24 protein-coding genes are annotated in these 24,353 nt (G+C 60.9%); 13 read left to right on the top strand and 11 right to left on the bottom strand.

Annotated features, from left to right (window positions below; genetic code table 11):
• Positions 1–4 precede the first annotated feature (4 nt).
• Together AU182_RS01040 and AU182_RS01035 are read right to left on the bottom strand one after the other, a co-directional pair.
• Positions 5–1,495, bottom strand: coding sequence for a YifB family Mg chelatase-like AAA ATPase (locus AU182_RS01040; RefSeq protein ID WP_066959514.1), 1,491 nt, complete (start codon positions 1,493–1,495; stop codon positions 5–7).
• 57 nt (positions 1,496–1,552) lie between these two features.
• Positions 1,553–1,786: an accessory factor UbiK family protein gene (locus tag AU182_RS01035; protein ID WP_066959512.1), complete on the bottom strand. Its 234-nt coding sequence runs from the start codon at positions 1,784–1,786 to the stop codon at positions 1,553–1,555.
• A 437-nt stretch (positions 1,787–2,223) separates the two neighbouring features.
• Here AU182_RS01035 and AU182_RS01030 point away from each other — a divergent pair, with 437 nt between their 5' ends.
• The 6 genes from AU182_RS01030 to AU182_RS01005 all read left to right on the top strand — a co-directional run bounded on the left by AU182_RS01030 (position 2,224) and on the right by AU182_RS01005 (position 7,936).
• Complete coding sequence (locus AU182_RS01030) at positions 2,224–2,952, top strand: TorF family putative porin (RefSeq protein WP_227718070.1); 729 nt, start codon at positions 2,224–2,226, stop codon at positions 2,950–2,952.
• A gap of 57 nt (positions 2,953–3,009) precedes the next feature.
• A complete protein-coding gene (locus AU182_RS01025) occupies positions 3,010–3,348 on the top strand; it encodes a P-II family nitrogen regulator (RefSeq protein WP_066959510.1) in 339 nt (112 codons plus the stop codon).
• A 92-nt stretch (positions 3,349–3,440) separates the two neighbouring features.
• Positions 3,441–4,700 (top strand): ammonium transporter, encoded by a 1,260-nt coding sequence (locus tag AU182_RS01020; RefSeq protein WP_066959508.1) that lies wholly within the window; start codon positions 3,441–3,443, stop codon positions 4,698–4,700.
• Between the two features lie 115 nt (positions 4,701–4,815).
• A complete protein-coding gene (locus AU182_RS01015; RefSeq protein WP_043319767.1) occupies positions 4,816–5,154 on the top strand; it encodes a P-II family nitrogen regulator in 339 nt (112 codons plus the stop codon).
• A 424-nt stretch (positions 5,155–5,578) separates the two neighbouring features.
• Entirely contained in the window at positions 5,579–5,791 is a 213-nt protein-coding gene (locus AU182_RS01010) for a hypothetical protein (protein WP_066959506.1), read from the top strand.
• Between the two features lie 252 nt (positions 5,792–6,043).
• The gene (locus AU182_RS01005) at positions 6,044–7,936 is read left to right on the top strand and encodes a DUF3604 domain-containing protein (RefSeq protein WP_066959504.1); all 1,893 of its coding nucleotides are present in this window, start codon (positions 6,044–6,046) and stop codon (positions 7,934–7,936) included.
• 23 nt (positions 7,937–7,959) lie between these two features.
• Here the strand turns inward: AU182_RS01005 and xerC are convergent, their stop codons facing one another.
• The 5 genes from xerC to AU182_RS00980 form a co-directional block, all read right to left on the bottom strand.
• Positions 7,960–8,913: a tyrosine recombinase XerC gene (xerC, locus tag AU182_RS01000; protein ID WP_066959502.1), complete on the bottom strand. Its 954-nt coding sequence runs from the start codon at positions 8,911–8,913 to the stop codon at positions 7,960–7,962.
• Positions 8,914–8,918: 5 nt separating this feature from the next.
• A complete protein-coding gene (locus AU182_RS00995; protein WP_082859127.1) occupies positions 8,919–9,680 on the bottom strand; it encodes a DUF484 family protein in 762 nt (253 codons plus the stop codon).
• A gap of 52 nt (positions 9,681–9,732) precedes the next feature.
• Positions 9,733–10,563, bottom strand: coding sequence for a diaminopimelate epimerase (gene dapF, locus AU182_RS00990; protein ID WP_066959500.1), 831 nt, complete (start codon positions 10,561–10,563; stop codon positions 9,733–9,735).
• A 102-nt stretch (positions 10,564–10,665) separates the two neighbouring features.
• Entirely contained in the window at positions 10,666–11,919 is a 1,254-nt protein-coding gene (lysA, locus tag AU182_RS00985) for a diaminopimelate decarboxylase (protein WP_066959498.1), read from the bottom strand.
• Positions 11,916–12,149: a lipoprotein gene (locus AU182_RS00980; RefSeq protein ID WP_066959496.1), complete on the bottom strand. Its 234-nt coding sequence runs from the start codon at positions 12,147–12,149 to the stop codon at positions 11,916–11,918. Before AU182_RS00980 ends, lysA begins: the two co-directional genes overlap by 4 nt.
• 170 nt (positions 12,150–12,319) lie before the next feature.
• Between AU182_RS00980 and cyaY the strand changes: the two genes are divergently transcribed.
• A complete protein-coding gene (cyaY, locus tag AU182_RS00975; protein WP_066959493.1) occupies positions 12,320–12,652 on the top strand; it encodes an iron donor protein CyaY in 333 nt (110 codons plus the stop codon).
• 63 nt (positions 12,653–12,715) lie between these two features.
• Here the strand turns inward: cyaY and argH are convergent, their stop codons facing one another.
• The gene (gene argH / locus AU182_RS00970) at positions 12,716–14,149 is read right to left on the bottom strand and encodes an argininosuccinate lyase (RefSeq protein ID WP_066959491.1); all 1,434 of its coding nucleotides are present in this window, start codon (positions 14,147–14,149) and stop codon (positions 12,716–12,718) included.
• Positions 14,150–14,241: 92 nt separating this feature from the next.
• Between argH and AU182_RS00965 the strand changes: the two genes are divergently transcribed.
• Complete coding sequence (locus AU182_RS00965; protein WP_066959489.1) at positions 14,242–15,504, top strand: sensor histidine kinase; 1,263 nt, start codon at positions 14,242–14,244, stop codon at positions 15,502–15,504.
• Positions 15,501–16,259, top strand: coding sequence for a LytTR family DNA-binding domain-containing protein (locus tag AU182_RS00960; protein ID WP_082859125.1), 759 nt, complete (start codon positions 15,501–15,503; stop codon positions 16,257–16,259). The genes AU182_RS00965 and AU182_RS00960 overlap by 4 nt, the downstream gene beginning before the upstream one ends.
• Positions 16,260–16,271: 12 nt before the next feature.
• Here AU182_RS00960 and AU182_RS00955 read toward each other — a convergent pair whose 3' ends face one another.
• The 3 genes from AU182_RS00955 to AU182_RS00945 all read right to left on the bottom strand — a co-directional run bounded on the left by AU182_RS00955 (position 16,272) and on the right by AU182_RS00945 (position 19,536).
• Complete coding sequence (locus AU182_RS00955) at positions 16,272–16,889, bottom strand: LysE family translocator (protein ID WP_066959487.1); 618 nt, start codon at positions 16,887–16,889, stop codon at positions 16,272–16,274.
• Between the two features lie 70 nt (positions 16,890–16,959).
• The gene (locus tag AU182_RS00950) at positions 16,960–18,108 is read right to left on the bottom strand and encodes a PilT/PilU family type 4a pilus ATPase (protein WP_066959486.1); all 1,149 of its coding nucleotides are present in this window, start codon (positions 18,106–18,108) and stop codon (positions 16,960–16,962) included.
• A 393-nt stretch (positions 18,109–18,501) separates the two neighbouring features.
• The gene (locus tag AU182_RS00945; protein WP_066959484.1) at positions 18,502–19,536 is read right to left on the bottom strand and encodes a type IV pilus twitching motility protein PilT; all 1,035 of its coding nucleotides are present in this window, start codon (positions 19,534–19,536) and stop codon (positions 18,502–18,504) included.
• 85 nt (positions 19,537–19,621) lie between these two features.
• Between AU182_RS00945 and AU182_RS00940 the strand changes: the two genes are divergently transcribed.
• The 4 genes from AU182_RS00940 (at position 19,622) to AU182_RS00925 (ending at position 24,223) form a co-directional block, all read left to right on the top strand.
• Complete coding sequence (locus tag AU182_RS00940; RefSeq protein WP_066959483.1) at positions 19,622–20,317, top strand: YggS family pyridoxal phosphate-dependent enzyme; 696 nt, start codon at positions 19,622–19,624, stop codon at positions 20,315–20,317.
• Positions 20,318–20,333: 16 nt separating this feature from the next.
• Positions 20,334–21,161 (top strand): pyrroline-5-carboxylate reductase, encoded by an 828-nt coding sequence (gene proC / locus AU182_RS00935; protein ID WP_066959481.1) that lies wholly within the window; start codon positions 20,334–20,336, stop codon positions 21,159–21,161.
• A gap of 163 nt (positions 21,162–21,324) precedes the next feature.
• Complete coding sequence (locus AU182_RS00930; RefSeq protein WP_066959479.1) at positions 21,325–21,930, top strand: YggT family protein; 606 nt, start codon at positions 21,325–21,327, stop codon at positions 21,928–21,930.
• A 325-nt stretch (positions 21,931–22,255) separates the two neighbouring features.
• Entirely contained in the window at positions 22,256–24,223 is a 1,968-nt protein-coding gene (locus tag AU182_RS00925; RefSeq protein WP_066959477.1) for a dynamin family protein, read from the top strand.
• The last annotated feature ends 130 nt before the right edge of the window (positions 24,224–24,353 follow it).

The raw sequence follows: 24,353 nt of genomic DNA, 5'->3' as shown, positions 1-24,353 counted from the left end.
TCGCCTAAGCGGGCATTACCGTTTTACGATCCAGATTGCGATACGCCAGCGCCTCGGCAATCTGGGCGCTGCCGATATCCTTCTGCCCACCCAAATCCGCGAGCGTGCGCGCTACCTTCAACACCCGGTGGTAACTGCGTGCCGACAGGCCGAGTTTTTCCACCGAGGCGCGCAACAATGCGCTTTCTGCTTTGCCCAGCGGGCAGTAAGCATCCAGTTCATTGCCTTGTAATTCACCGTTTATCTTGCCCTGCCGCTGCAGCTGGATGTCCCGCGCAGTGCGCACCCGCTCGCGCACCGTCGCTGATGATTCACCCACCGGCGCATCCTGTAACTGCCCCGCGCTCATGCTCGCCACTTCTACCTGCATATCAATCCGGTCCAATAATGGCCCGGACAATTTATTGCGGTAGCGGTCGATCTGGTCCGGGGTACAGCGGCAGCGGGGCTCGCCGAGATAGCCGCAGGGACAGGGGTTCATCGCCGCTACCAGCTGGAAATCGGCGGGGAAGGTGACCTGGGCGCGAGCACGGGAAATACGCACTTCGCCGTTTTCCAGCGGCTCGCGCAGTATCTCCAGTGCGGAACGGGGGAATTCCGGCATTTCATCCAGGAACAGGACGCCGCGATGGGCCAGGCTGATCTCACCGGGGCGGGGTGTGCTGCCGCCGCCGACCAGAGCGGTGGGCGAGGCGGAATGGTGTGGGGCGCGAAACGGTCGCTGACGCACCCGCTCCAGTCCCGCACTGGAGTAGAGCGCGGCCACTTCAATCAGTTCGTCCTCCGCCAGCGGCGGCAGGATGCCGGGCAGGCGGCTGGCGAGCATGGTCTTGCCGGTGCCTGGCGGGCCGTAAAACAGCAGGTTATGGGACCCCGCGGCAGCCACTTCCAGCGCGCGCCGGGCCTTGAGTTGCCCGCGCACGTCGGCCAGGTCCGCGCAGATCACTGCCTCCTGTTCGGTGTCCTGCACCGCATCGGGCAACGGCTCGCGGCCGTGCAGCTGGGCACACACCTGCAACAGGGTGCTGGCGGATTTGATCGGGGTGGCGATCAGAGCCGCTTCGCGGGCGGAGTCGGTGTCGGTGACCAGGGTGCGGCTGCTGTCGCGACAGGCCATGGCCGCGGGCAGGGCACCGGGAATGGGGCGCAGGCTGCCCGACAGCGCCAGCTCGCCGATAAATTCATAATGCTCTAGGGTTTCGCCGGGCACCTGCCCGGAAGCGGCGAGGATGCCTAGGGCAATGGCGAGGTCGTAGCGCCCGCCGGCCTTTGGCAGGTCTGCCGGGGCCAGGTTGACGGTAATACGCCGCTGGGGGAATTCGAAGTGGCTGTTGATGATGGCACTGCGCACCCGGTCGCGGCTTTCGCGCACCGCGGCCTCGGGCAGGCCGACAATGTTGAATGCCGGGAGTCCGTTGGCGAGATGGGTCTCCACTGTCACCAGGGGGGCCTGCACGCCCAGCTGCGCACGGGCATAGGTAATCGATAGGCTCATTTTCTTCCCTGAAAAATTGGCTGCCTTGGAGCGCTTACACTGTGTGAAGCGAGCGGTTTAGTCGTCGAGCTTACCTGCCACGCTGCTTTCCAGCGCGCGTACCTGCGCCTCCAGCTCGGCGAGTTTTTCCTCGGCGCGGGCGAGCTTGGCTGCCTGAATGTCGAATTCGCGCTGGCTTACCAGCGGCAGTTTGCCCATCGCCACTTCCAGCGCATCGCGCAGGTCACTGCTGATCACTGCCCCCTGTTGTTGCAGCTCACTTAACAACTGTTGCAATTTGTCCCGTGCCACGCGCAATTCTCCACTAAGAAACCGTCTTAAAACGAAGCGAAATATTACCGCAGCGGTGTTTTACCACCAAGCGGCGATTGCGGTGCGCCGGGATGGTTCACGCCCTGCAGCCTGCACTGCCGCGATGCCCGACGGTGGTGCGCGTGTCATTTTGGTGCGCACCGTTTTTGCGCAGTTTTTGTGACCGCCTCGTTTTCGATGTCCGCGAAACGCCGAAAAATTCACTTAACCCGCTGATTTCCCGACAACTTTTTAAAGTTGGCACTAAGTCTGCAAGTACCCCTGTGCAAATCGCCCTGGTAACGAAGGCAGGGGATAGGTCTTCAGTGAAGTGCCTGGGCGAGTGCGGCCAGTGCCTTTTCCCGGGCGACGTCAGTGCCGCAAACATAAAAATACCAAAACGAGCATTTCACACAGAGATCAAGGAGAACCAAAAAGTGGGAATCAAATTCAATAACAAGGTTGCAGCTATCGTATCCGGCAGCGTTCTGGCCATGGCCGTTTCCAGTGCCGCAACCGCAGAAGATTCTGGTCCCAGCTTCAGCGCCAATGTTGGTGTTGTCAGCGACTACCGCTTCCGCGGTATTTCCCAGAATGACCGCAATCCGGCGATCCAGGCCGGTGTTGACCTGGACCTGGGTAACGGCGTTTATCTCGGCACCTGGGCTTCCCAGGTCGATTTCGCCTACGGCATGGACGAAACCAAGTTCGAGCAGGACTTCTACGGCGGCTACGCCGGTGAAACCGCCGGTGGTGTGGGCTACGACGTAGGTTACATCTACTACGCCTACCACGGCAGTGACTGGGACGAAGATTACCAGGAAGTGTACGGCAGCCTGAGCTTCGGTGACGCGTCTGTGGGCTTCGCCTACTCCGACGACTACTGGCTGCAGAGCGGTGCTTTCTATTACCTGAGCGCCGGCTACTCCTTCAGCCTGGCCAACGACATTTCCCTGGACCTGAGCGCCGGCCTGAACCTGTTTGATGAAGAAATCTTCCTGGACGGAGCCGACTCTTACATCGACTACTCCGTATCCGTAGGCAAAGAATTCGGTGGCCTGGCCCTGAGCGCTTCTCTGGTAGGTACCGACGTGAGCGACCAGGAATGCTTCTTCACCGATTGGTGTGAGCCGACCGTACTGGCTGGTGCTTCTTACAGCTGGTAATCGACAACCGCGACATGAGCCCGCTCGTTGAGTGGGCTCTTTTCTCAGGGGGAGACCATGAAACTGGTAACCGCAATCATCAAACCATTCAAGCTCGACGCAGTGCGCGACGCCCTGGCAGAAGCCGGTGTCAGTGGCATTACCGTGAGTGAAGTAAAGGGTTTTGGGCGGCAGAAAGGACATACCGAGCTCTATCGTGGAGCCGAGTATGTGGTGGATTTTCTGCCCAAAACCATGTTGCAGATCGCCGTAGAAGACAGCCAGGTTGACGCCGTGCTGGAAGCCATCGGTACTGCGGCGCAAAGCGGCAAGATCGGCGACGGCAAGATCTTTGTTGCAAACCTTGAGCAGGCAATCCGCATTCGGACCGGTGAAACCGGCGCGGAAGCGATCTAATTAGTAGAACAGATTGCCTACAACGATTCTTTGATCAATAGACAACAACGACCGGGGCGACTCGGGATAGTTTGGGTTAAACGGAGCGAAAAATGGAAAATCAAATTTTTCAGTTGCAGTACGCAATTGATACATTTTATTTCCTCGTGTGTGGTGCACTGGTCATGTGGATGGCGGCGGGCTTCGCCATGCTGGAAGCCGGCCTGGTGCGTTCTAAAAACACGACTGAAATTCTTACCAAGAACGTGGCACTGTTCGCGATTGCGAGCACCATGTACCTGATCAGTGGTTACGCCATCATGTACGACGGCGGCTGGCTGCTGAATGGCATTGAGGCCTTCAGCCTCGACGAAGTGCTCGCTGCATCTGCTGAGAACGGATTCGAAGGCGATTCCGTGTACTCCGGTGCTTCCGACTTCTTCTTCCAGGTTGTGTTCGTTGCCACCGCAATGTCCATCGTATCTGGTGCGGTTGCCGAGCGCATGAAGCTGTGGAGCTTCCTGATCTTCGCGGTTGCGCTGACCGGTTTCATCTACCCGCTGGAAGGTTACTGGACCTGGGGCGGAGGTGAAGTGTTCGGCCTGTACAACCTGGGCGACCTGGGCTTCTCCGACTTCGCCGGTTCCGGCATCGTACACATGGCGGGTGCCGCTGCTGCCCTGGCTGGCGTACTGCTGCTGGGTGCTCGTAAAGGTAAATACGGCCCGAACGGCGAAATCTACGCGATTCCCGGTGCCAACCTGCCGCTGGCGACCCTGGGTACCTTCATCCTGTGGATGGGCTGGTTCGGCTTCAACGGCGGTTCCGTACTGAAGCTGGGCGATGCCGCCAACGCGCACTCTGTAGCCCTGGTGTTCCTGAACACCAACGCTGCCGCTGCGGGTGGTGCTGTTGCTGCGCTGATCACCGGTCGCATCCTGTTCGGCAAGGCCGACCTGACCATGCTGCTGAACGGCGCACTGGCTGGCCTGGTAGCGATCACCGCTGAACCTTCCACCCCGACTCCGCTGCAGGCAACCCTGTTCGGCGCCCTGGGTGGCATCCTGGTGGTCTTCTCCATCATTACCCTGGACAAGCTGAAGATCGACGATCCTGTTGGCGCCATCTCCGTGCACGGTGTGGTTGGTCTGCTGGGGCTGCTGCTGGTACCGGTTACCAACGACGGCTCCTCTTTCAGCGGTCAGCTGATCGGTGCTGCCACCATCTTTGGCTGGGTATTCTCTGCCTCCTTCGCGGTCTGGTTCGTCCTGAAGCTCATCACCGGTATCCGTGTTACCGAAGACGAAGAGCAGCAAGGTGTTGACTTGGCCGAGTGCGGAATGGAAGCTTATCCGGAATTTATGAGCAAGTAAGCGCTCGTAAGATGGCCGCCGGTGCCAGGGAACACTCCCCACCGGCGGCAAAATAATCTTCCGGCACCGGTTTTCGGGCCGGTGCCCGCAAGACAGATAATCAGGGGATAAGCGAATGAAATTGATTACGGCTGTGGTTAAGCCATTCAAACTGGACGATGTGCGCACTGCGCTGTCTGAAGTTGGCGTGCAGGGCATGACCGTGACAGAAGTGAAAGGCTTCGGTCGCCAGAAGGGTCACACCGAACTGTACCGTGGCGCCGAATACGTGGTGGACTTTCTGCCCAAGGTAAAACTGGAACTGGCGGTGGACGACAGCATGGTCGACAGCGCCGTTGAAGCCATTACCAAAGCCGCGCAGACCGGCAAAATCGGTGACGGCAAAATCTTTATCACTGCGCTCGAAGAAGTTATCCGTATTCGTACCGGCGAAACCGGCAGCGAAGCGGTCTGATCAAAGAATCGGACACAGTGTTTTATGAGCCCCGCATTGCGGGGCTTTTTTATGCCTGAAATACGGCAAACAGGGCACAGCGGTGGTGTGGCAGAAAATCCCTTGTGCCTGTGTGCGTGACGTCTAAATCCTGACGCCTGAAATTGCATAACCAAGCGCGATAAATCGGGCAAAAATCGCACAAAAAAACTCTACTAAAATCGGGAACCTTTTCTGGCAGGCTGGTTAGACACTATCTATAAATATTTCGCCGCAGGAAAGTTTCCGGTGGACGGATCTGGTTTGCAGTTTCGCTTTGGCACTGTCGCCGATGTGAGTCTGAAGAGCAGATCTGCGCAACCGGGTGGAGCAATCCACACAGGGTCTGCGGCAGCAGGGGCATTCCCTCTGTAACAAGGGGTATCAAGTTACAGGGTATATTGACATGAAAGACGACCAAGCCAGTGCTCGAGCGAAAGACACCGAGGATTTTGCAGAAGAGCGCACCCTATCTTCCCGTCACCGGGCCCGCAGCCAACTGACTGCCGAGGTCGAGGCATTCCTCGCCCGCGGCGGTGCTATCGATGAGGTAGCGCCGGATGTCACTGCGGATCCACCACGCAAGCCGCAGCCGAAGTACGGCAGTCGGCCCATCTGACGCCGGCGGACCGTTCGCGGGCAGATAGTTGAAGCCGGTGCACACCGGCTCGTCGCCCCCCCGATTCCTCCGCGGGGGCGATGGCGTTGGCTGGCAGGCCGCTGGGCGTAGGTTTTCAGCGGCCTGCTAGACTCCTTCCGTACCTACCCAAATCCCATCCTGTTCGCCCTCTTCCAGTGGGGTAGTGCTTCTGTGTACTCCCTTTGGGTATTTACGGTGGGCGGGTGCGGGACAGCACGGAGGCTGAAAACCATGACCCGCACGATACGAGTGCTAGCGGTAATCACCCTGTTGATTAGCTCTGGCGCGCCCCTGGCCCAGGATGCCCCGCAGGCCGCGCCGAAGCCTGAAACCCGGTATGCACCTTACCCGAGCCACAACTTCCCCAACCGGGTGTTCTTCGGCGACACCCATGTGCACACCAGTTACTCCACCGATGCCGGTATGTTCGGCAACAGCCTTGGGCCAGATGCCGCTTACCGCTTTGCCAAAGGTGAAGTGGTTACCTCGAGTACCGGCGTCAAGGCGCGCCTGAAGCGCCCGCTGGACTTTCTGGTGATTGCCGATCACGCGGAAAACCTCGGTCTCTCACCGATGATTGAGGAGTCGGACCAGCGGCTGCTGTCTTCGCCCTGGGGCAAGCAGGTGCACGACCTCACCAAGGCGGGCAAGAGTGACGAGGCGTACGCCATGTGGGGGGAGAAGGTGACCGCGCAAGAGGACCCCCTCAAGGGGATTGAAGGCTTGCTGGCGTCCATGTGGCAGCGGCTGACCAAGGCCGCGGATGCGCACAATACGCCGGGTCTGTTTACCGCACTGATTGGTTACGAGTGGACCTCCAGCCCCGATGGCAGCAACTTGCACCGCAACGTGGTTTTCCGGGACGACAAGTCCAAAGCCGACCAGGTGGTGCCGATGTCCGCCTACGACTCGGAAGACCCGGAAGACCTGTGGCGCTGGATGGCCAACTATGAAAAGAAAACCGGCGGGCGTGTGCTGGCAATACCCCACAACGGCAACCTGTCGAATGGCCTGATGTTCGATGACGTCACCCTCACCGCGCGCAAACCGCTGGATCGGGACTACGCCGAGCGACGCAGCAAGTGGGAGCCACTGTATGAGGTCACCCAGATCAAGGGCGATGGCGAGACACATCCGCTACTCTCGCCCGACGACGAGTTTGCCGATTTCGAGACCTGGGACCGGGGCAGTTTTGCCGCGGCCAAGGAGCCCGACATGCTGCCAAGGGAGTACGCCCGCGAAGCACTGAAGCGGGGGATGGTGTACGAGAAAAAACTCGGCGCCAGTCCGTTCCGCTTTGGCATGATCGGCAGCTCGGATACGCACACTTCCCTTGCCACCACCGATGAAGACAATTTCTTTGGCAAGGCCACGGCCCTGGAACCCACCGCCGACCCGATCCGGTTCGAGGAAAAAATTACCGGCTATCTACCGGACCCAAAAGGCCGCGACTATGCGATACGCCACTACGAGGCAAGTGCCTCCGGGCTGGCAGCGGTGTGGGCGCGGGAGAATACCCGTGAAGCGATCTGGGATGCGATGGCGCGCAAGGAGGTGTATGCCACCACCGGCACCCGGATGCTGGTGCGCGTGTTCGCCGGTTTTGGCTTTTCGGCGGACGACCTGAGTCGCCATGATTTTCCCCGCTACGGCTATGCCGAGGGGGTGCCCATGGGGGGGAGCCTCAAGCCCTCGGACAAGGCGCCAGGCTTTCTCATCCGCGCTATGCGCGATGCCGACGGTGCCAACCTCGAACGTATCCAGGTCATCAAGGGGTGGCTCGATGCCGATGGCAAACCACGGGAGCGGGTCTACGATGTTGCCGTATCCGGGGGGCGCAAGATCGGCAGTGACGGGCGCGCTGGCAAGGCCATTGGCAATACCGTGGACGTGGCCAACGCCACCTATGACAACAGCATCGGTGAGCCCATTCTGCAGGCGTTCTGGAAAGACCCGGATTTCGAGTCCGACCAGCACGCCTTCTACTATGTGCGGGTGCTGGAAATACCGACGCCGCGCTGGACCACCTACGATGCCAAATACTTTGGTGTGAAAGCGCCGGAGGATGTGCCGGCTACTATTCAGGAGCGCGCCTATACCTCACCGATCTGGTACACGCCCTGAGCGCGCCCCATCGACGGTGTACGTCAGTCCTCGTCGTGCTGGGCGCGCGGGTGCGCCTTGTCGTAGACCCGGCTCAGATGCTGGAAATCCAGATGGGTATAGATCTGGGTGGTGCTGATATCCGCGTGCCCGAGCAGTTCCTGTACCGCGCGCAGATCGCCGCTGGATTCGAGCATATGGCTGGCGAAGGAGTGGCGCAGCATATGCGGGTGTACGCGCTGTTCTGCGCCGCCGGCACGGGCCCAGTGGGCCAGGCGCTGTTGAATCGCACGGTTGCCGAGCCGCCGGCCCCTGGCACTGGTGAACACCGGACTGGTGCCCCGCGCGTCGCCAATACAGGCCGGGGCGTTGCGGCGCCAGTCGGCCAGCGCACGGCACGCGTGCCGCCCCACCGGTAGCAGGCGGGTCTTGTTGCCCTTGCCCGTCACCCGCACCTCGCCCCCCTTCAGGTCGATATCCTCCCAGTTGAGCCCGGTCAGTTCCGACAGGCGCAGGCCACTGCTGTAAAACAGTTCGAGGATGGCGCTATCGCGCAGGGCCAGCAGGTCATCGCCGGTGCCGGTATCGGTCTTGGTGTTGGTGTTGGTATCGGTGTTGGTGTCGAGCGGGCTCTGCACATACTGCGCGGCGGCGTCCACATCGAGGAGTTTGGGCAGGGTACGCGCGGCCTTGGGGGCGCGCAGCCCTTCCGCCACATTGGCGCTCAGCCAGCCCTCGCGCACGCAAAAGCGCAACAGGGTGCGCACTGCCGAGAGCCAGCGCTGCAGGGTTTTGGGGGAAAGTCCGCCGCGGTGCAGCTGTGCCAGCCAGCTGCGCAGGCGCATCTCGTCGAGGGTGCGCACATCCGTAAGCAGCTCGGCGTCCGCCAGTTGCTGCAGCTTGTCGAGATCGCGGCGGTAACCCGCGAGGGTATTGGGGGAGAGGTTCTTGTGTTGCAGGTGCTGCAGGAAAGCGTCGCTCGCCGCTGCCAGCTGCATCGCATTCAGCTCCGCGCCAGCAGGTCGGGCAGCAGCCGCTCGAGAATCTCCCCGATGTACGACAGGAACAGGGTGTCGAGGCTGGAACGGTAGTGGTTGGGGTCACTGGAGCCAACGGCGAGCACACCCAGCTGTCCGGCGAGGGGCACCACCGCTGCGGAGGCGACGCGGTCGGCGTGCTTGCCGAACAGGTAGGCGGTTTCCGAGGGCCGCAGGGTGCCGCACACGGTGCGCCCGTTGCGCAGGATGGAGCCAATGGCGGCCTCGGCACTGGTGCGGGCGCTGCTGCGCACATCGCCCAGTTGCTGTCCCGAACCGGGCAGGGGGGCGAACAGGGTCAGGGTGGTGAACTCTACCTTGAAGTCATTTTTGAAGCTGCCCAGCAGCGCGCTGCCGGCCTCGGCCACGGTGCGCGCTTCCAGCAGCGCCAGTACCAGCCGGCGGCTGTGCAGGAACAGCTGGTCGTTGTCCCGGGCATTCTGCAGCAGCTGGTCGAGCCGCTGGCGCATCTCGATGTTGCGCTCCCGCAGCAGGTTGGTCTGGTGCGTCATCAGCGAAACCGTCTTGCCGGATTCCTTGGGCAGCTGGATGCTTTCCAGCAGGTCCATGTGTTCAGCAAAGAAGGTGGGGTTCTGCATCAGGTAGCGGGCCACCTGGCGCGCAAGCAGTTTTTTGCTGCGCTGGCTCTCGCTGTCGGCGGCTTCCTGTCGGTCCAGGCTGGCTTCGACATCGCTGTCGAGCAGTGGGGCATCGCTGTGATCGGTCATGTCGGGTTCGCTGTGATCGGTCGTGGCCGGTATCGCCGATACCGGGCCGTGTTCAGAGTACTATCTGTCCGTGATATACCGCCGCGGTGGGCCCGGTCATGGTAACCGGCTCGCCCGGCCCGGGCCAGTGGATCGTCAGGGTACCGCCAGGCAGGGTGATCTGGACTTCTTCGTCCACCAGGCCGCGCAGGCGCGCGGAGACCATTGCAGCGCAGGCGCCGGTGCCACAGGCGCGGGTCTCGCCCACACCGCGCTCGAAGACCCGCAGCCGCGCCCGGTCGCGCGCCTCGATCTGCAGGAAGCCAACATTCACCCGGGCGGGAAAGCGCGGGTGGCACTCGATGGCGGCTCCCAGGGATTCCACTGGCGCCTTCAGCACGTCGTCCACCAGCAGCACCGCGTGGGGGTTGCCCATGGACACCGCGCCCACGTTGTACACCTCGCCGTCCACTTCCAGCGGGTAGGTTTCTGCTTGGATATCCGCCTGAAAGGGGATGGCTCCCGGTTCCAGCACCGGTTCGCCCATATCCACGCTGACCTGCTCCTTCTCCTGCACCTTCAACTGGAGAATGCCGGCGGCGGTCTCCACCAGGATCTGGTCCTTGCTGGTCAGGCGGCGGTCGCGCACAAAGCGCGCGAAACAGCGGGCGCCGTTGCCGCAGTTTTCCACTTCGCTGCCGTCGGCATTGTAAATGCGGTAGCGGAAATCGACGTCAGGGTTGCGCGGTGCTTCCACCAGCAACAGCTGATCGCACCCGATGCCGGTGTGGCGGTCGGCGATCTGGCGGACTTTTTCCGGTGACAGCTTCACCCGCTGGGTGATGCCGTCGACCATGACAAAGTCATTGCCGAGGCCGTGCATTTTGGTGAATTTAAGCCGCATTCTGATTCTCTTGACGGTGGATGCGCATGCGCTTATCCACCCTACATTCTATCTACAGTCATCCCGTAGGGTGGATAAGCAAAGCGCATCCACCACCCGGGCTCAATCCCTGGCCGGTACCGTCGTCTCACCGCGCACCAGATCCGCGAGGGTTTCCCGCGCCCGTACCAGGTAGGTTTTGTCGCCGTCCACAAGAACTTCTGCGGCGCGAGCGCGGGAGTTGTAGTTGGAGCTCATGGTAAAACCATACGCGCCGGCGGACAGCATCGCCAGCAGCTGGCCCTGTTCCAGCGCCAGCGGGCGGTGTTTACCGAGGAAGTCGCCGGTCTCGCACACCGGGCCGACAATGTCCCAGCTCTCGGCGGTGGCATTGGACGGGGTGACGGCGACGATATCCTGCCAGGCCTGGTACAGGGCCGGGCGCAGGTTGTCGTTCATGGCGGCATCGACGATGGCAAAGTTGTGCTCGTCGGTGCGCTTGAGGTATTCCACCCGGGTCAGCAAGGCGCCGCCGTTGGCGGCAATGGAGCGCCCGGGCTCCAGCACCAGCGCCAGGTTGCGGCCAGCGAGTTTTTCTTTCACCGCGCCCAGGTAGTCGCTCACTTCCGGCGGCTCCTCTCCGCGGTAGCGCACCCCGAGTCCGCCGCCCAGGTCCAGGTGCTTCAGGGTGGTGCCGTCCTCGGCCAGCTCGTCGATCAGCACCAGCAGGCGGTCGAGGGCGTCGAGAAACGGGGAGATTTCGGTGAGCTGGGAGCCAATGTGGCAATCCACACCCACGGCATTCAGGCTCTGGGAATCGGCGATGCGCGCGTACACAGCGCGGGCGCGCTCGATGGCGATACCGAATTTGTTTTCCTTCAGGCCGGTGGAAATATACGGGTGAGTCTTGGCATCCACGTCCGGATTCACCCGCAGGGACACCGGCGCGGTCACGCCCATCTCGGCAGCGACCATTTCCAGACGGTCCAGCTCGCCCTCGGACTCGACGTTGAAGCAGTGCACACCCACGGACAGCGCCCGGCGCATTTCGTCGGCGGTCTTGCCGACACCGGAGAACACCACCTTGGCCGGATCGCCGCCGGCCATGAGGACGCGCTCCAGCTCGCCGGCAGAGACGATATCGAAACCGGCGCCCAGTTGCGCCAGAACGGACAGAATACCGAGGTTACTGTTGGCCTTGATGGCGTAACAGACCAGCCCTGGGTGGTCGCCCAGCGCATTCGCGTAAGCCTTGTACTGGCGCTCGTAGTGGGCGCGGCTGTAGACATAGGTGGGAGTGCCAAATTGCTCGGCAATTTTTTCCAGGCTGACCCCTTCGGCCCACAGGCTTCCCTGCTGGTAGGAAAATTCGTTCATTTGGAGACTGCTTCCGCTTCCGTGTGTTGCTGGGTTTGTTGTTCTGGTTTGCCGCTTTTGCGGGTTTCGTCATCGCGCGTTGCGGGAGGCTGGCCGGGCGCACTGTTCGCGGCCGGCAACCCCGGCGCGGCGGGATCTTGCGGCAGATAAAGAGGGCCTTTCTGGCCACAGGCGCCGAGCGCCAGCGCGACGGTGGCAAGGGCGACCAGTGAAGTCAGGGATGTGCGCATCTGGCTATTACCTAGTTGTTGCCCGCGGGGTCGATGGAAAGCCTCTGCAAGACACCTGCAAAGTACCCGGCAAGTCGCTGCCGCATTCATGCGGGACGAGAAGACCGCAAAAGCCTGCTAGTATAGCGATCCTCTTCCTTTAGCAACACAGTAACAAAAGTAACCGCATTATGACCCAGGCCGCCTCCCAAACCGCCTATAACGCCGCGATCGAAGAAACCCTGATTGCCGTCGAGGACGCGCTCGACGAGTGCGATGTGGATATGGATTACGAGCGCGCGGATTCGGTGCTGACGATCACCCTGGAAGACAACGGCACCCAGGTGATTCTGTCGCGCCAGAGTGCGGTGCAGGAGCTGTGGGTAGCGGCGCGTTCCGGCGGCTATCACCTGAGTTTTAAGAACCCTGGCTGGCTTTGTTCCACTACCGGTGAGGATCTGCCGACGCTGCTGGATCGGGTGTTGAGCGAACAGCAGGGAGCGCCGGTGACCCTCGGGCTGTAAACGCCCCCACAAAAAAGCGGGCCAGGTGCCCGCTTTTTTATTGCCTACCTATTTATCACCGGCTTATCGCGCAGCGATCAGCGTGCGCGCCCGCTCGCAGGCCGCGCGCACCTGATTGGGCGCGGTACCACCAATGTGGTCGCGGGCGGCGACCGAGCCTTCCAGCGTCAGCACATCAAATACGTCGTCTCCGATCACTTCGGAGAATTTCTGCAGCTCCGTCAGGCTCAAATCCGCCAGGTCACAATCCTTGTCGATGGCAAACGCTACAGACTGGCCGACGATCTCGTGGGCATCGCGGAAGGCCACACCCTTGCGCACCAGGTAATCGGCGAGGTCGGTCGCGGTGGAGAAACCCTTGCCGGCAGCGGCGAGCATATTTTCTTTCTTTGGCTTCAGGGCCGGTGCCATGTCGGCAAAGGCGCGCAGGCAGTCGAGTACGGTGTCGGCGGCGTCGAACAGCGGTTCCTTGTCTTCCTGGTTGTCCTTGTTGTAGGCCAGTGGCTGGCTTTTCATCAGGGTCAGCAGGGCAATCAGGTGGCCGTTGACGCGGCCGGTCTTGCCGCGCACCAGCTCCGGTACGTCCGGGTTCTTCTTTTGCGGCATGATGGAGGAACCGGTGCAGAAGCGGTCCGGCAGATCGATGAAGTCGAACTGGCTGGAGGTCCACAGCACCAGCTCTTCACTGGCGCGAGACAGGTGCGTGAGCAGCAGGGCACTGAACGCGCAGAACTCGATGGCAAAGTCGCGATCGCTCACAGAATCCAGGGAATTCTCGGTGGGTGCATCGAAACCCAGCAGTTCGGCGGTGCGCGCGCGGTTGATCGGGTAACTGGTGCCGGCCAGGGCGGCCGCGCCCAGCGGCGAGCGGTTGACCCGCTTGCGGCAGTCCATCAGGCGGTCATAGTCGCGGGTGAGCATTTCATTCCAGGCCAGCAGGTGGTGGCCGAAGGTGACCGGCTGCGCCGATTGCAGGTGAGTAAAACCGGGCATGATGGTGTCCGCTTCCTGCTCGGCCAGATCCACCAGGCCGGTCTGCAGCCGGGTCAGCTCGCCGGCAATCAGGTCGATGCGGTTGCGCAGCCACAGGCGGATGTCGGTCGCCACCTGGTCGTTGCGCGAGCGGCCGGTGTGCAGTTTCTTACCGGTGGCGCCGATGCGGTCGGTCAGGCGCGCCTCGATATTCATGTGCACATCTTCCAGTGCCACCGACCAGGGGAATGTACCGGCCTTGATCTCCTCGGCGATGTCCTTGAGGCCGCCCTCGATCTGCTTGAACTCGTCTTCCGTCAATACCCCTACTTCCGACAGCATCTGCGCGTGGGCCAGGGAGCCCTGGATGTCTTCCAGTGCCATACGCTGGTCGAACATCACCGAGGCAGTAAAGCGCTCCACGAACGCATCGGTGGCTTCACTAAAGCGGCCGCCCCACAGCTTGGCTGCGGGGTTGGCGGTAGAGCTCTGTGCGGTGTTTGCGGAGGAGTTATCGTTGCTCATGCTGCCTCTGGTCGAATATGGGTTGGGATATGGAAGTCCGCCCGGGATGGCGGTATCTTCCGGTGACGGACCCAGAATAAAGATAACGTCGTATGACATCTTCCCGGCCCGCGCAAGCGGCGGGCATTATAGCGCAGCAAATTCGCGAAATTGCCCCCGAAGGCAAAGATTCTGCGCGTGTGCCCGCTCGCCACGATGCCGAAGCCCCGGCGCCTTTCCTTCCCGACCTGTGCAGTGTGACCGGTGTGGCCGCACTGGTCCTGATGGGCGAGTTGCTGGCGCTGGTACTGGTGCTGGCCAGCGATGGCCTCAATCCCTTCAACTGGCAGCGCCTGGGATTGGTGTCGCTTACCGTGCTGTGGGCGATTCTGCCCTCCGCCGCGATCCTCTGCCGCCTGCGCCCCCGTCTGGCCCGCCTGCGCCACAAGCTGGCCGCAGCGCTCAGCTATTCCACGGTGCTCGCAGTGCTCGTCGTTGTGCTGCTGGCGCAGCACTGGTGGAGTGCGGACATGGCGGGTGCGCCCATCGACTACTGGTCACTGCTGGCCAATTTCCTGGTGGGTGCGATTTGCGCGGGCGTGGTGCTGCGTTACGCCTATGTGCAGCAGCAATGGCACAACCAGCAGCAGGCGGAGCTGGGGGCGCGTATCGAAGCGCTGCAGTCGCGTATTCGTCCGCACTTCCTGTTCAACAGCATGAACAGTCTCGCGAGCCTGATCGCGGTGGATGCGGAGCGCGCGGAAAAACTGGTGGAAGATCTTTCGGCCCTGTTCCGCGCATCGCTGGCGGACTCGAAACTGGTTCCGCTGGAGCAGGAAATTGCACTGGCCAAGCGCTATATGGAAATTGAGTCCCTGCGCCTCGGATCCCGTTTGCAGCAAGAGTGGCAGATCGACAATCTCCCGGCCGGTGCTACATTGCCATCCATGTTGCTGCAGCCTCTGCTGGAAAATGCGGTGCTGCATGGCATCGCCCGTTTACGTCACGGCGGCACGATCAAAATCGACATTCGTGAAGTCCCAGTTACCCATAAAAAATTCATTGGCAGCGGCACAAGTGAACTGCTATTGTCGATTCATAACCCTGTTGCAGATTGCGAAATAAAAACTGAGATCGACGAGCGCCACCTGTCAAACGCGCATGTGGGTAACGGCATGGCGATGGAAAATATTCGCCAACGTCTCAGTGCATTTTACGGCGACCGTTTCCGCTTCTCCGCACAACCGTGCGATGGCGAACACGGTACAGAGTACCGCGTCGAAATACGCTTGCCTCTAAATGCCAATACGCAAACCAGAACAACTGAGCCAGTGGCAGCACACTCAGCTGGCGTCGCGGAAGAGGTAGTTCAATGAGCGCTACCGAACGCCCCCTGGGAGTGCTGATCGTCGACGATGAGCCGCTGGCGCGGGCCAGGTTGGCCCGACAGTTGCAGTCTATAGATGGTTGCCAACTGCTTGGAGAAGCTGCCGATGGGGAAAGCGCGATACAACAGCTGGATTCACTCGACCCGGACTTGTTGTTACTGGATATCGAAATGCCCGGAGAAAACGGGCTGCAACTCGCCACCCAAATCACCAACCGACCCAACCCGCCTGCGATTATATTCTGCACCGCCCACGACGAGTTTGCGCTCCCTGCCTTTGCGGTTGCTCCATCGGGTTACCTGCTCAAGCCCATCAGTCTGGAACAGCTGGCACAGGCGATTGCCCAGGCGCGAAGACTGAGCAAACCCCAGTTACTGCAGACCCGTTCAAATGATTTGCAAAACACCCGCGGCCGCCGCCAGATCAAGGCGGTGAGCCGCCGCGGTGTGCAGTTGCTGAACGTAGACGATATCCGCTGCTTTCTCGCCGAAGACAAATACGTCATCGCGCATCACAGTGGCGGGGAAACGGTACTGGACGAATCGCTGAAGGAACTGGAGGCGGAATTCGGCGAGCGCTTTGTGCGGGTGCACCGCAGTGCGATTGTGGCGCGGGAATTTATTACCGGCCTGAAAAAATCCGGCGACGGCTACGGTGTCACCCTGAGTGGTTGTGCACAGGTGCCGCCGGTATCGCGACGATTGCTGGCCGGTGTGAAATCCCTGCTTACAGAAATGGCGTGAAGTTTGTTCGCCCTAGGCACTGCGTGCCGCCATCCACACCCCACTGCCAATCAATAGACTCCCGCCGAGCAGATTAAGCACTCTGCTTTCCTTGCGATTCTGTAGCAGCTTGCGCGTGTGCACCGTCGCCCAGGCGTACATCAACATCACACCCACCACAGCGATGGTGACGACCGCAAAAATAATAAGCGTATCAATAGCGGTGATGCTGCCGAGTGGCAGAAATGCGGGAAAAAAACTGAGGTAAAACAGGATTGCTTTAGGATTACCGAGGGTCGTCGTCAGCCCCAACAGCAGGCTGGAGGCCAGTGATTTTTTTGCTCCCTGGGTAATTTCGGCGCGACTGCCCCGCGCCCGGAGCAGGCTGATACCGAGCCAGATCAAATAGGCTGCACCCAGGTACTTGATCACAACAAAGGCACCGCCCATCACATCCGCCACATAGGCAAGCCCGGAAAGACACAGCGCAATAAACACGTAGTCTCCCAGCACAATGCCCACGGATGCCACCGCCCCGTGCAACATTCCACCACTGGCCGCGCGCGCCATTACCGCGAAGGTGCCCGGGCCGGGAATGGCAGCCAGAACGACCATTGCGCTGAAAAGGGCCAGAGAGTTTAGTAGCGTCAAAATCAGAACTTCGCGTCAGTCAGATATCGGTGGGATAGAGAAGGCGGAGCTTGGCTCCGCCTGGTGAAAATCAGTAAATCTGTGGGCCGCCGCCGGTATCGCTGTCGCTGGCGAGGCTCAGTTCGTCGGCGGCGCTGTTGAGGTACTCGGCGTCGGACTCGGACTTGAGCTTGATCATCAGGCGCAGGTCGTTGGCAGAGTCGGCGTGGGCGAGGGCGTCTTCGTAGGTGATTTCGCCACGGTCGTAGAGTTCGTACAGGGCCTGGTCGAAGGTCTGCATACCCTGCTCGGTGGAGCGCTTCATCAGCTCCTTCATTTTGTGCACCTCGCCCTTGCGGATAAGGTCAGACATGAGCGGGGTGTTAATCATGATTTCGAGACAGGCGCGGCGGCCGTCACCATCCGGGGTTGGTACCAGCTGCTGGGCGACCATGGCCTGCAGGTTCAACGACAGGTCCATCCACAGCTGCTGGTGACGATCTGCAGGGAAGAAGTGGATGATGCGGTCGAGGGCCTGGTTGGCGTTGTTGGCGTGCAGGGTGCACAGACACAGGTGGCCGGTTTCGGCGAAGGCGATGGCATGATCCATGGTTTCACGGGAGCGTACCTCACCAATGAGGATGACGTCGGGTGCCTGACGCAGGGTGTTTTTCAGGGCGGTCTCAAAGGATTCAGTGTCGAGGCCCACTTCGCGCTGGGTGACGATGCAGCCGCGGTGCTGATGAATGAATTCGATGGGGTCTTCAATGGAGATGATGTGACCCTTCGAGTTCTCGTTGCGGTGGCCGATCATGGAGGCTAGCGAGGTGGATTTACCGGTGCCGGTTGCGCCCACGAAGATGATGAGGCCGCGCTTGGTCATGGCCAGTTCTTTGAGCTGTTCTGGCAGGCCGAGTCCGTCAATGGTGGGGATTTTGGTTTCGATGCGACGCAGTACCATGCCCACGAGGTTGCGCTGGAAGAAGGCGGATACCCGGAAGCGGCCGACGTTGCGCACGGAGATGGCGAAGTTGAGCTCTTTGGTTTCGGCGAATTCTTTTTTCTGGCGATCATTCATGATGCCGACGACCATTTCCCGGGCTTTTTCCGGGGTCAGCGGGGAGGTGCTGACGGGCACGATCTTGCCGTGCAGTTTGATGGACGCTGGTACACCGGCGGTGATGAACAGGTCGGAGGCGCCTTTTTCGGAGACCAGTTGTAGGAGTCGTTCGATTTCCATTTTAATTTACCGCCTGGGGTATTTGTTCTTGTGCTAGTTCTGTGGCGGCCAGGCACCGGGTGCGGGTTTTCAGGACCGCTGTGAATACATCCCTGTACGCTTCGTCGGCAACGTCCCTGTTGCCGACGATCCTGAAAACCCGCACCCGGCACCTAGCCTTCGATTTTTACATTGCTACTTCGTAAGCAGTCTTACTCCGTAGCACTGGGTCCCGGATCGAGTCCGGGACGACGGGGGTGCGTCATCCCGGTCTCGTCATGCCGGATTTGATCCGGTACGGGATCCAGTTTTGTAGGGTGGATAAGCGCAGCGCATCCACCAAAATCCCGCCGTGTTCAATGGTGGATGCGCTTTCGCTTATCCACCCTACGGTAACGGGAGTGTTCGATCTTATTAAAAATTCTCCGGCATCTTTGCCTTCTCACGCGCTACTTCGCGGCTGATGATGCGTTTTTCCACCAGGTCCTGCAGGCACTGGTCCATGGTCTGCATGCCCACGTTGGCGCCGGTCTGGATGGCGGAGTACATCTGCGCGATTTTGTCTTCCCGGATCAGGTTACGGATTGCCGGGGTGCCGCGCATGATTTCGTGGGCGGCGACACGGCCGCCGCCGTTGCGCTTGAGCAGGGTCTGGGAGATGACCGCCTGCAAGGATTCCGACAGCATGGAGCGCACCATGGATTTCTCCTCCGCGGGGAAGACGTCGACAACACGGTCGATGGTCTTGGCGGCGGAGGTGGTGTGCAGGGTGCCGAATACCAGGTGGCCGGTTTCCGCGGCGGTCAGCGCCAGGCGGATGGTTTCGAGGTCACGCATCTCACCCACGAGGATGATGTCCGGGTCTTCACGCAGCGCGGAGCGCAGGGCCTCGGAGAAGCCGTGGGTGTCGCGGTGGACTTCCCGTTGGTTGACCAGACACTTCTTGGATTCGTGCACGAATTCGATCGGGTCTTCGACGGTGAGGATGTGCTCGTACTTGTTGTCGTTGATGTAGTCGATCATCGCGGCGAGGCTGGTGGACTTACCGGAACCGGTGGGGCCGGTGACCAGTACCAGGCCGCGAGGAGTATCGGAGATCTGCTTGAACACCTGGCCCATCCCCAGGTCTTCCATGGTCAGCACCTTGGAGGGAATGGTCCGGAATACGGCGCCGGCGCCGCGGTTGTGGTTGAACGCGTTGACACGGAAGCGGGCCACGCCGGGCACTTCGAAGGAGAAGTCGGTCTCGAGGAACTCTTCGTAGTCCTTGCGCTGCTTGTCGTTCATGATCTCGTAGATCAGCCCGTGTACCTGTTTGTGCTCCATCGGCGGCAGGTTGATGCGGCGTACGTCGCCATCCACCCGGATCATCGGTGGGAGGCCGGCGGAGAGGTGCAGGTCCGAGGCGTTCTGTTTGGCGCTGAAGGCGAGGAGTTCTGTAATGTCCATACTGCTAACCTTTATTCTTCTCGTATATGACGCGGCGGCAATGAGCGCATAGAATGCCCGCCAAGCAAAAGTTGGGTCCCAGTATATGCGCAAAGGGTCTATCCCCGAAAACCTCAATTCTGTCGCTGAGCGGATTGTCACAGCCTGTCGCAGTTGTGACCGGCAGGCCGACGCGGTCACCCTGCTGGCGGTGTCAAAAACCCGCCCGGCAGAGGACCTGCGCGTCGCTTATGCCGCGGGTCAGCGCCATTTTGGTGAGAATTACCTGCAGGAGGCGCTGGACAAGCAGGCGGAACTGGCGGATTGCGACATCGTCTGGCACTTCATCGGCCCCCTGCAGTCGAACAAGACTCGCGAGGTGGCGGCGCACTTTGACTGGATGCACACGGTGGAGCGGCTAAAAATTGCACGGCGCCTGTCGGAGCAGCGCCCCGCGGGGATGCCGCTGCTGAACGTGTGCCTGCAGGTAAACATTGATGATGAAGACAGCAAATCCGGCGTCAGCGTGGAGAAGCTGCCTGAGCTGGCGGCGTCCGTAGCGGCGCTGCCGAACCTCGCACTGCGCGGGTTGATGGCGATTCCGGCACCGCGCGGTGTGGCGGAGGACCAGCGCACCCCGTTTATACGGCTGGCTCGTCTGCTGGAAGATCTCAAGGCGCAGTTGCCGGATCAGCCGCTGGATACCCTGTCGATGGGCATGTCTGGTGACATGGAGGCTGCGATCTTCAGTGGATCTACGATTGTTCGGATCGGGACCGATATTTTCGGCGCGCGTAAATAGTTTGGTGGAGGTTGAAATGTCTGATCAAAAAATGGTCTTTATCGGCGGCGCCGGCAATATGGCGGGTGCCGTGATTGGTGGCATGGTGGCCAGCGGCTACCCGGCGGACAAGATCGTCGCCACCGGCCGCGACAAAGAAAAGCTGAAAGCCTTCTGTGACCGCACCGGCGTGCACGGCAGCACCGATAACCTGGCGGCGATCGAGCATGCCGATGTGGTGGTGCTGTCCGTAAAGCCGCAAGTGATGAAAGAATTGTGTGAGTCGATCGCTGAAAAAGTGAGCGCTCGCAAACCGCTGGTGATTACGCTTGCCGCGGGGATCCCGCTGGCGGCCTACCAGCGCTGGCTGGGCGCCGGAGTGCCGATTATTCGCGCAATGCCCAATACCCCGGCACTGGTTGGCACCGGGGTGACCGGCCTCTATGCGGGCGACGGGGTGACCGATGAGCAGAAGTCCGTTGCCACCCAGATGGCCGACGCAGTGGGTATTGCCCTGTGGGTAGAGCAGGAATCCGGTATCGATCAGGTGATCGCGGTATCCGGTTCCGGGCCGGCGTACTACTTTCAGTTTATGGAGTCCATGATCGACGCCGCAGAGAAGGCGGGCATGGATCGCGCGGATGCCGAGCGACTCACCTTGCAAACCGCACTGGGCGCGGCGAAACTTGCGGTGGTCGCGGATGTGGATGTGGCGCAGTTAAAGCGCAATGTCATGTCGCCGAATGGCACCACCGAGCGGGCGGTAAAGCGCTTCCAAGAGGGCGGCCTGCCGGAGCTGGTGGAACAGGCGATGCGCGATTGCGCAGCGCGCGCCGCAGAAATGGCTCGTGAACTCGATCACTAATTTTAATGTTGAAAAGGCCGTTCTGGCCTTTTCAACCCGGTTTTGCGGCGCGTGTCCGCAAACCCTCCACGACAAACCAGGCACAGGGTGCCTGATTTGCGGTCGGGCCCTCCGTGGCCCCGATTATCAGCTGTTGTCAACAGCCTGCTAATAAGGACTTTAAATGGTCAACACCTTCAGTAGTATCGGCGTTTTTCTTCTCGCCACTATCGGTATTCTGTTTCTGTTTGCGGTGCTGCTGCGCTTTATGCTGCAGGTGGGCCGGGCGGATTTTTACAACCCGATTTCCCAGGGCATCGTCAAGGTCACCAACCCGTTCCTACGGCCCCTGCGCAAGATCGTGCCCGGCCTGTTCGGCATCGATATGGCCTCCCTGCTACTCGCCCTGCTGGTGGGCTGGGTGATGATTATTGGAGCAGGCTTTCTCGCGGGCGCCGGCCTGCTGAACCCCTTGAGCGCTCTGCTGTGGTCCCTGCTTGGGGTGCTGATGACGCTGATTGCCATCCTGTTTGTGGGCATGCTGATTTCCATCGTGGTCAGCTGGGTTGCGCCGCAGAGCTCCCATCCCGCACTGATGTTGCTGCGCCAGGTGCTGGAGCCGGTGTACGCGCCGGTGCGCAAGATCATCCCGCCGCTGGGGGTGATCGATATCAGTCCGATCTTTGTGTTTATTTTGCTCACCGTGGCAGACAAGCTGCTGGTGGGGTTTGCGCAGAGTGCGCATATGCCGCAGTTGGTGTACAACCTGTTCTGGCACATCCCCTTCTAACGGGGCGCCCGAAAACTACTGCGCGTGCGCCTGGCGGCGGTCGGCAGTGCGCGCAATGCTCATGTACTGCGTGTACATTCCGCTTGCTGTGCGCTGGCGCCCACCACCAGCCACCCGCTCGCTACGTTTTCAAGCGGCCCTCTGCCACCTATTTAGTTGACTAACCTGTCAGCGCCTGTTGTTCCTTTTCTCATTTCTCGATTGCGGCTTTATCCAGTTCGCGAAAACCGGGGCGCGGGGTTTAACTTCGCGCCGGGTTACTGGAGAATGGCAGCCAATCTGTAAGCAGTAACTCTCTAGTAGTAACCGATAAGAACACTAAAACATGGAAGATGTGACCTTGCGCCAGCATATTGCCGACTACGACCGTTGGAAAAAGGGGCTTGATGGCCAGCTAACCTGTTTTAACGACTGGCTTGAAGTGCATTTCCCCAATTCTGCCGGCGCGCGCCAGGTGGTGCAGCAGGCGCGCCAGTTGTTGGTGGAGGACCAGTTTACGGTGGCGTTGGTGGGGGAGTTTTCCCGCGGCAAGACCGAGCTGATCAACGCGCTGCTGTCACACACCTACGGCAAGCGCCTGCTGCCGTCGCGCCCCGGGCGCACCACCATGTGCCCCACCGAGATCTTCAGTGATGGCAGCGAGCACGCTTCGGTGCGCCTGCTGCCCATCGAGACCCTCGCTACCAATACCAGCCTGGAAAGCTTCCGCCGTATCCCGCAGAAGTGGGTCAATTTTGATTTCGACCCGGAAGACGCCGAAGCCACCCGCAACGCCCTGATGAAGGTGGCCTCCAGCAAGGCGGTGACCCCGGAAGAGGCCGCCCGATACGGATTTGACCGCCGCCACCTGGACGGCAATGGCAATCTGGTTCAGATCCCCGCCTGGCGCTACGCATTGATTTCCCTGCCGCACCCGCTGCTGGCCCAGGGGCTGCGCATTATCGATACCCCCGGATTGAATGCCCTGGGTAACGAGCCCGAACTGACACTGTCGACGCTGCCCAGCGCCCAGGCCGTGGCCTTCCTGCTCTCGGCAGATGCCGGCGTCAGCGGTACCGATCTGAATATGTGGGAAACCCACCTGGTGCCCTTGAAAGAGCACCGCGGTACCGCGGTGATGGCGCTGCTGAACAAAATCGACGTGCTGTGGGACGATCCCGACGAAGACGCCGATCAGATGCTGCGCAAGATGCGCGCGGAAGTCAGCAAGTTGCTGGATCTGCCGCAGGAAAACGTCGTCGGCGTGTCGGCGAAAAAAGCCCTGCTGGCGCGCGCGGAGCGCGACCCGGTGCTGTTGCAGCAGAGCTGCTTTGGCGATTTTGAAAGGTTACTGGTACAGCGACTGATGGAGCACCGCGACAAGGTGGCCAATCACCGTTCGCTGCATCAGGCCCTGACCCTGATGGCGGATACCCGCGATCTGCTGAAGCGCCGCCTCAACAGTGGCCGCGCGACCCTGGATCACCTGAAGCGGCAGGGTGCCACCAGCCCGGAGCAGATCGAAGAACTGAAGCAGTTGCATGCCACCGCCAAGCAGCAGCACAAATTCTGCCACCAGGAGCTACTGACGCTGAAGTCGAGCCAGCGCATGCTCGCCCGTCAGCGCGCGTCTTTGCTGGCGCCGGTTTCCAGCCAGCAGCTGCAGCAATTGATCGAAGAAACCCGCCGCGCACTGAATGAGCGCTGGTCTCCACTGGGGCTCGCGCGCGCGATCGATGGGTTCATGGGGGGCGTGGAGCACCAGCTGTCCAATCTCGAACGGGAGGTTGACCAGGCTAATCGTCTGGTAGATGCCATCTACGACCGCTCGACCCTGAGCAATATCATTTCTGCCGAGCAGCACTTCGATATCGCCGGTTTCCGCGCGGCATTGCGCGGGCTGCATCGCCAGGCGGCGCAATTGCGCCGCTCACCGCAGCTGCTGCTGGCCCGTCGCAACCGCCTCACCGAGCGCTTTGTGGCCACCCTGGCCAACGAAGTAGGCCGCATGTACAGCCAGATGATTTCTTCGGTGGATGGCTGGCTGGATGGTGTGCTTGAGCCGCTCAAGCAGCATGTGCAGTACCAGAAGCACCTGCTGAACCGGCATTTGATCAAGCTTACGGAGCTGAAGCAGAAAACCCAGAACAAGCGCACCGACCTGCGCGCCCTGGAGGAAGAGCTGGTGCGCAACCACAGTGCACTCGGCGCCCTGGAAGATCTGCTCAAGCAGACCCAGGCAGCACCCCAGCCGATCCCGCCGGCGCCAGTTGCGAATAATGTCACGCCACTTAAGGCTCCCGCGACGACCTAGTAACTGGCGAGTGTGGTGGCGGCATGGCCAGCGGGGATCGCCTTACGGGACACGCCGTGCACCCATCCCTGGGGGCTCTGCACCGCCATCCTTGGCGGTGAAGGTCCCGCAAGGCGATCCCCGCTGTCCA

Origin of the sequence: Microbulbifer sp. Q7, assembly GCF_001639145.1 — a bacterium.
GTDB lineage: Bacteria > Pseudomonadota > Gammaproteobacteria > Pseudomonadales > Cellvibrionaceae > Microbulbifer.
Note: the sequence above shows the minus strand (reverse complement) of the source record. Positions and strands in the feature narration are given on the sequence as shown.

Coding starts and splice junctions, on each gene's coding strand:
- AU182_RS00965 (WP_066959489.1), top strand. CDS start 14,242: ATGACATCTTCCCGGCCCGCGCAAGCGGCGGGCATTATAGCGCAGCAA.
- AU182_RS01015 (WP_043319767.1), top strand. CDS start 4,816: ATGAAATTGATTACGGCTGTGGTTAAGCCATTCAAACTGGACGATGTG.
- proC (WP_066959481.1), top strand. CDS start 20,334: ATGTCTGATCAAAAAATGGTCTTTATCGGCGGCGCCGGCAATATGGCG.
- AU182_RS01025 (WP_066959510.1), top strand. CDS start 3,010: ATGAAACTGGTAACCGCAATCATCAAACCATTCAAGCTCGACGCAGTG.
- xerC (WP_066959502.1), bottom strand. CDS start 8,913: ATGCAGCTGGCAGCGGCGAGCGACGCTTTCCTGCAGCACCTGCAACAC.
- AU182_RS00945 (WP_066959484.1), bottom strand. CDS start 19,536: ATGGACATTACAGAACTCCTCGCCTTCAGCGCCAAACAGAACGCCTCG.
- AU182_RS00925 (WP_066959477.1), top strand. CDS start 22,256: ATGGAAGATGTGACCTTGCGCCAGCATATTGCCGACTACGACCGTTGG.
- dapF (WP_066959500.1), bottom strand. CDS start 10,563: ATGCGGCTTAAATTCACCAAAATGCACGGCCTCGGCAATGACTTTGTC.
- AU182_RS00980 (WP_066959496.1), bottom strand. CDS start 12,149: ATGCGCACATCCCTGACTTCACTGGTCGCCCTTGCCACCGTCGCGCTG.
- AU182_RS01010 (WP_066959506.1), top strand. CDS start 5,579: ATGAAAGACGACCAAGCCAGTGCTCGAGCGAAAGACACCGAGGATTTT.
- cyaY (WP_066959493.1), top strand. CDS start 12,320: ATGACCCAGGCCGCCTCCCAAACCGCCTATAACGCCGCGATCGAAGAA.
- AU182_RS01020 (WP_066959508.1), top strand. CDS start 3,441: ATGGAAAATCAAATTTTTCAGTTGCAGTACGCAATTGATACATTTTAT.
- AU182_RS00940 (WP_066959483.1), top strand. CDS start 19,622: ATGCGCAAAGGGTCTATCCCCGAAAACCTCAATTCTGTCGCTGAGCGG.
- lysA (WP_066959498.1), bottom strand. CDS start 11,919: ATGAACGAATTTTCCTACCAGCAGGGAAGCCTGTGGGCCGAAGGGGTC.
- AU182_RS00960 (WP_082859125.1), top strand. CDS start 15,501: ATGAGCGCTACCGAACGCCCCCTGGGAGTGCTGATCGTCGACGATGAG.
- AU182_RS01005 (WP_066959504.1), top strand. CDS start 6,044: ATGACCCGCACGATACGAGTGCTAGCGGTAATCACCCTGTTGATTAGC.
- AU182_RS00950 (WP_066959486.1), bottom strand. CDS start 18,108: ATGGAAATCGAACGACTCCTACAACTGGTCTCCGAAAAAGGCGCCTCC.
- AU182_RS01040 (WP_066959514.1), bottom strand. CDS start 1,495: ATGAGCCTATCGATTACCTATGCCCGTGCGCAGCTGGGCGTGCAGGCC.
- AU182_RS00930 (WP_066959479.1), top strand. CDS start 21,325: ATGGTCAACACCTTCAGTAGTATCGGCGTTTTTCTTCTCGCCACTATC.
- AU182_RS00995 (WP_082859127.1), bottom strand. CDS start 9,680: ATGACCGATCACAGCGATGCCCCACTGCTCGACAGCGATGTCGAAGCC.
- argH (WP_066959491.1), bottom strand. CDS start 14,149: ATGAGCAACGATAACTCCTCCGCAAACACCGCACAGAGCTCTACCGCC.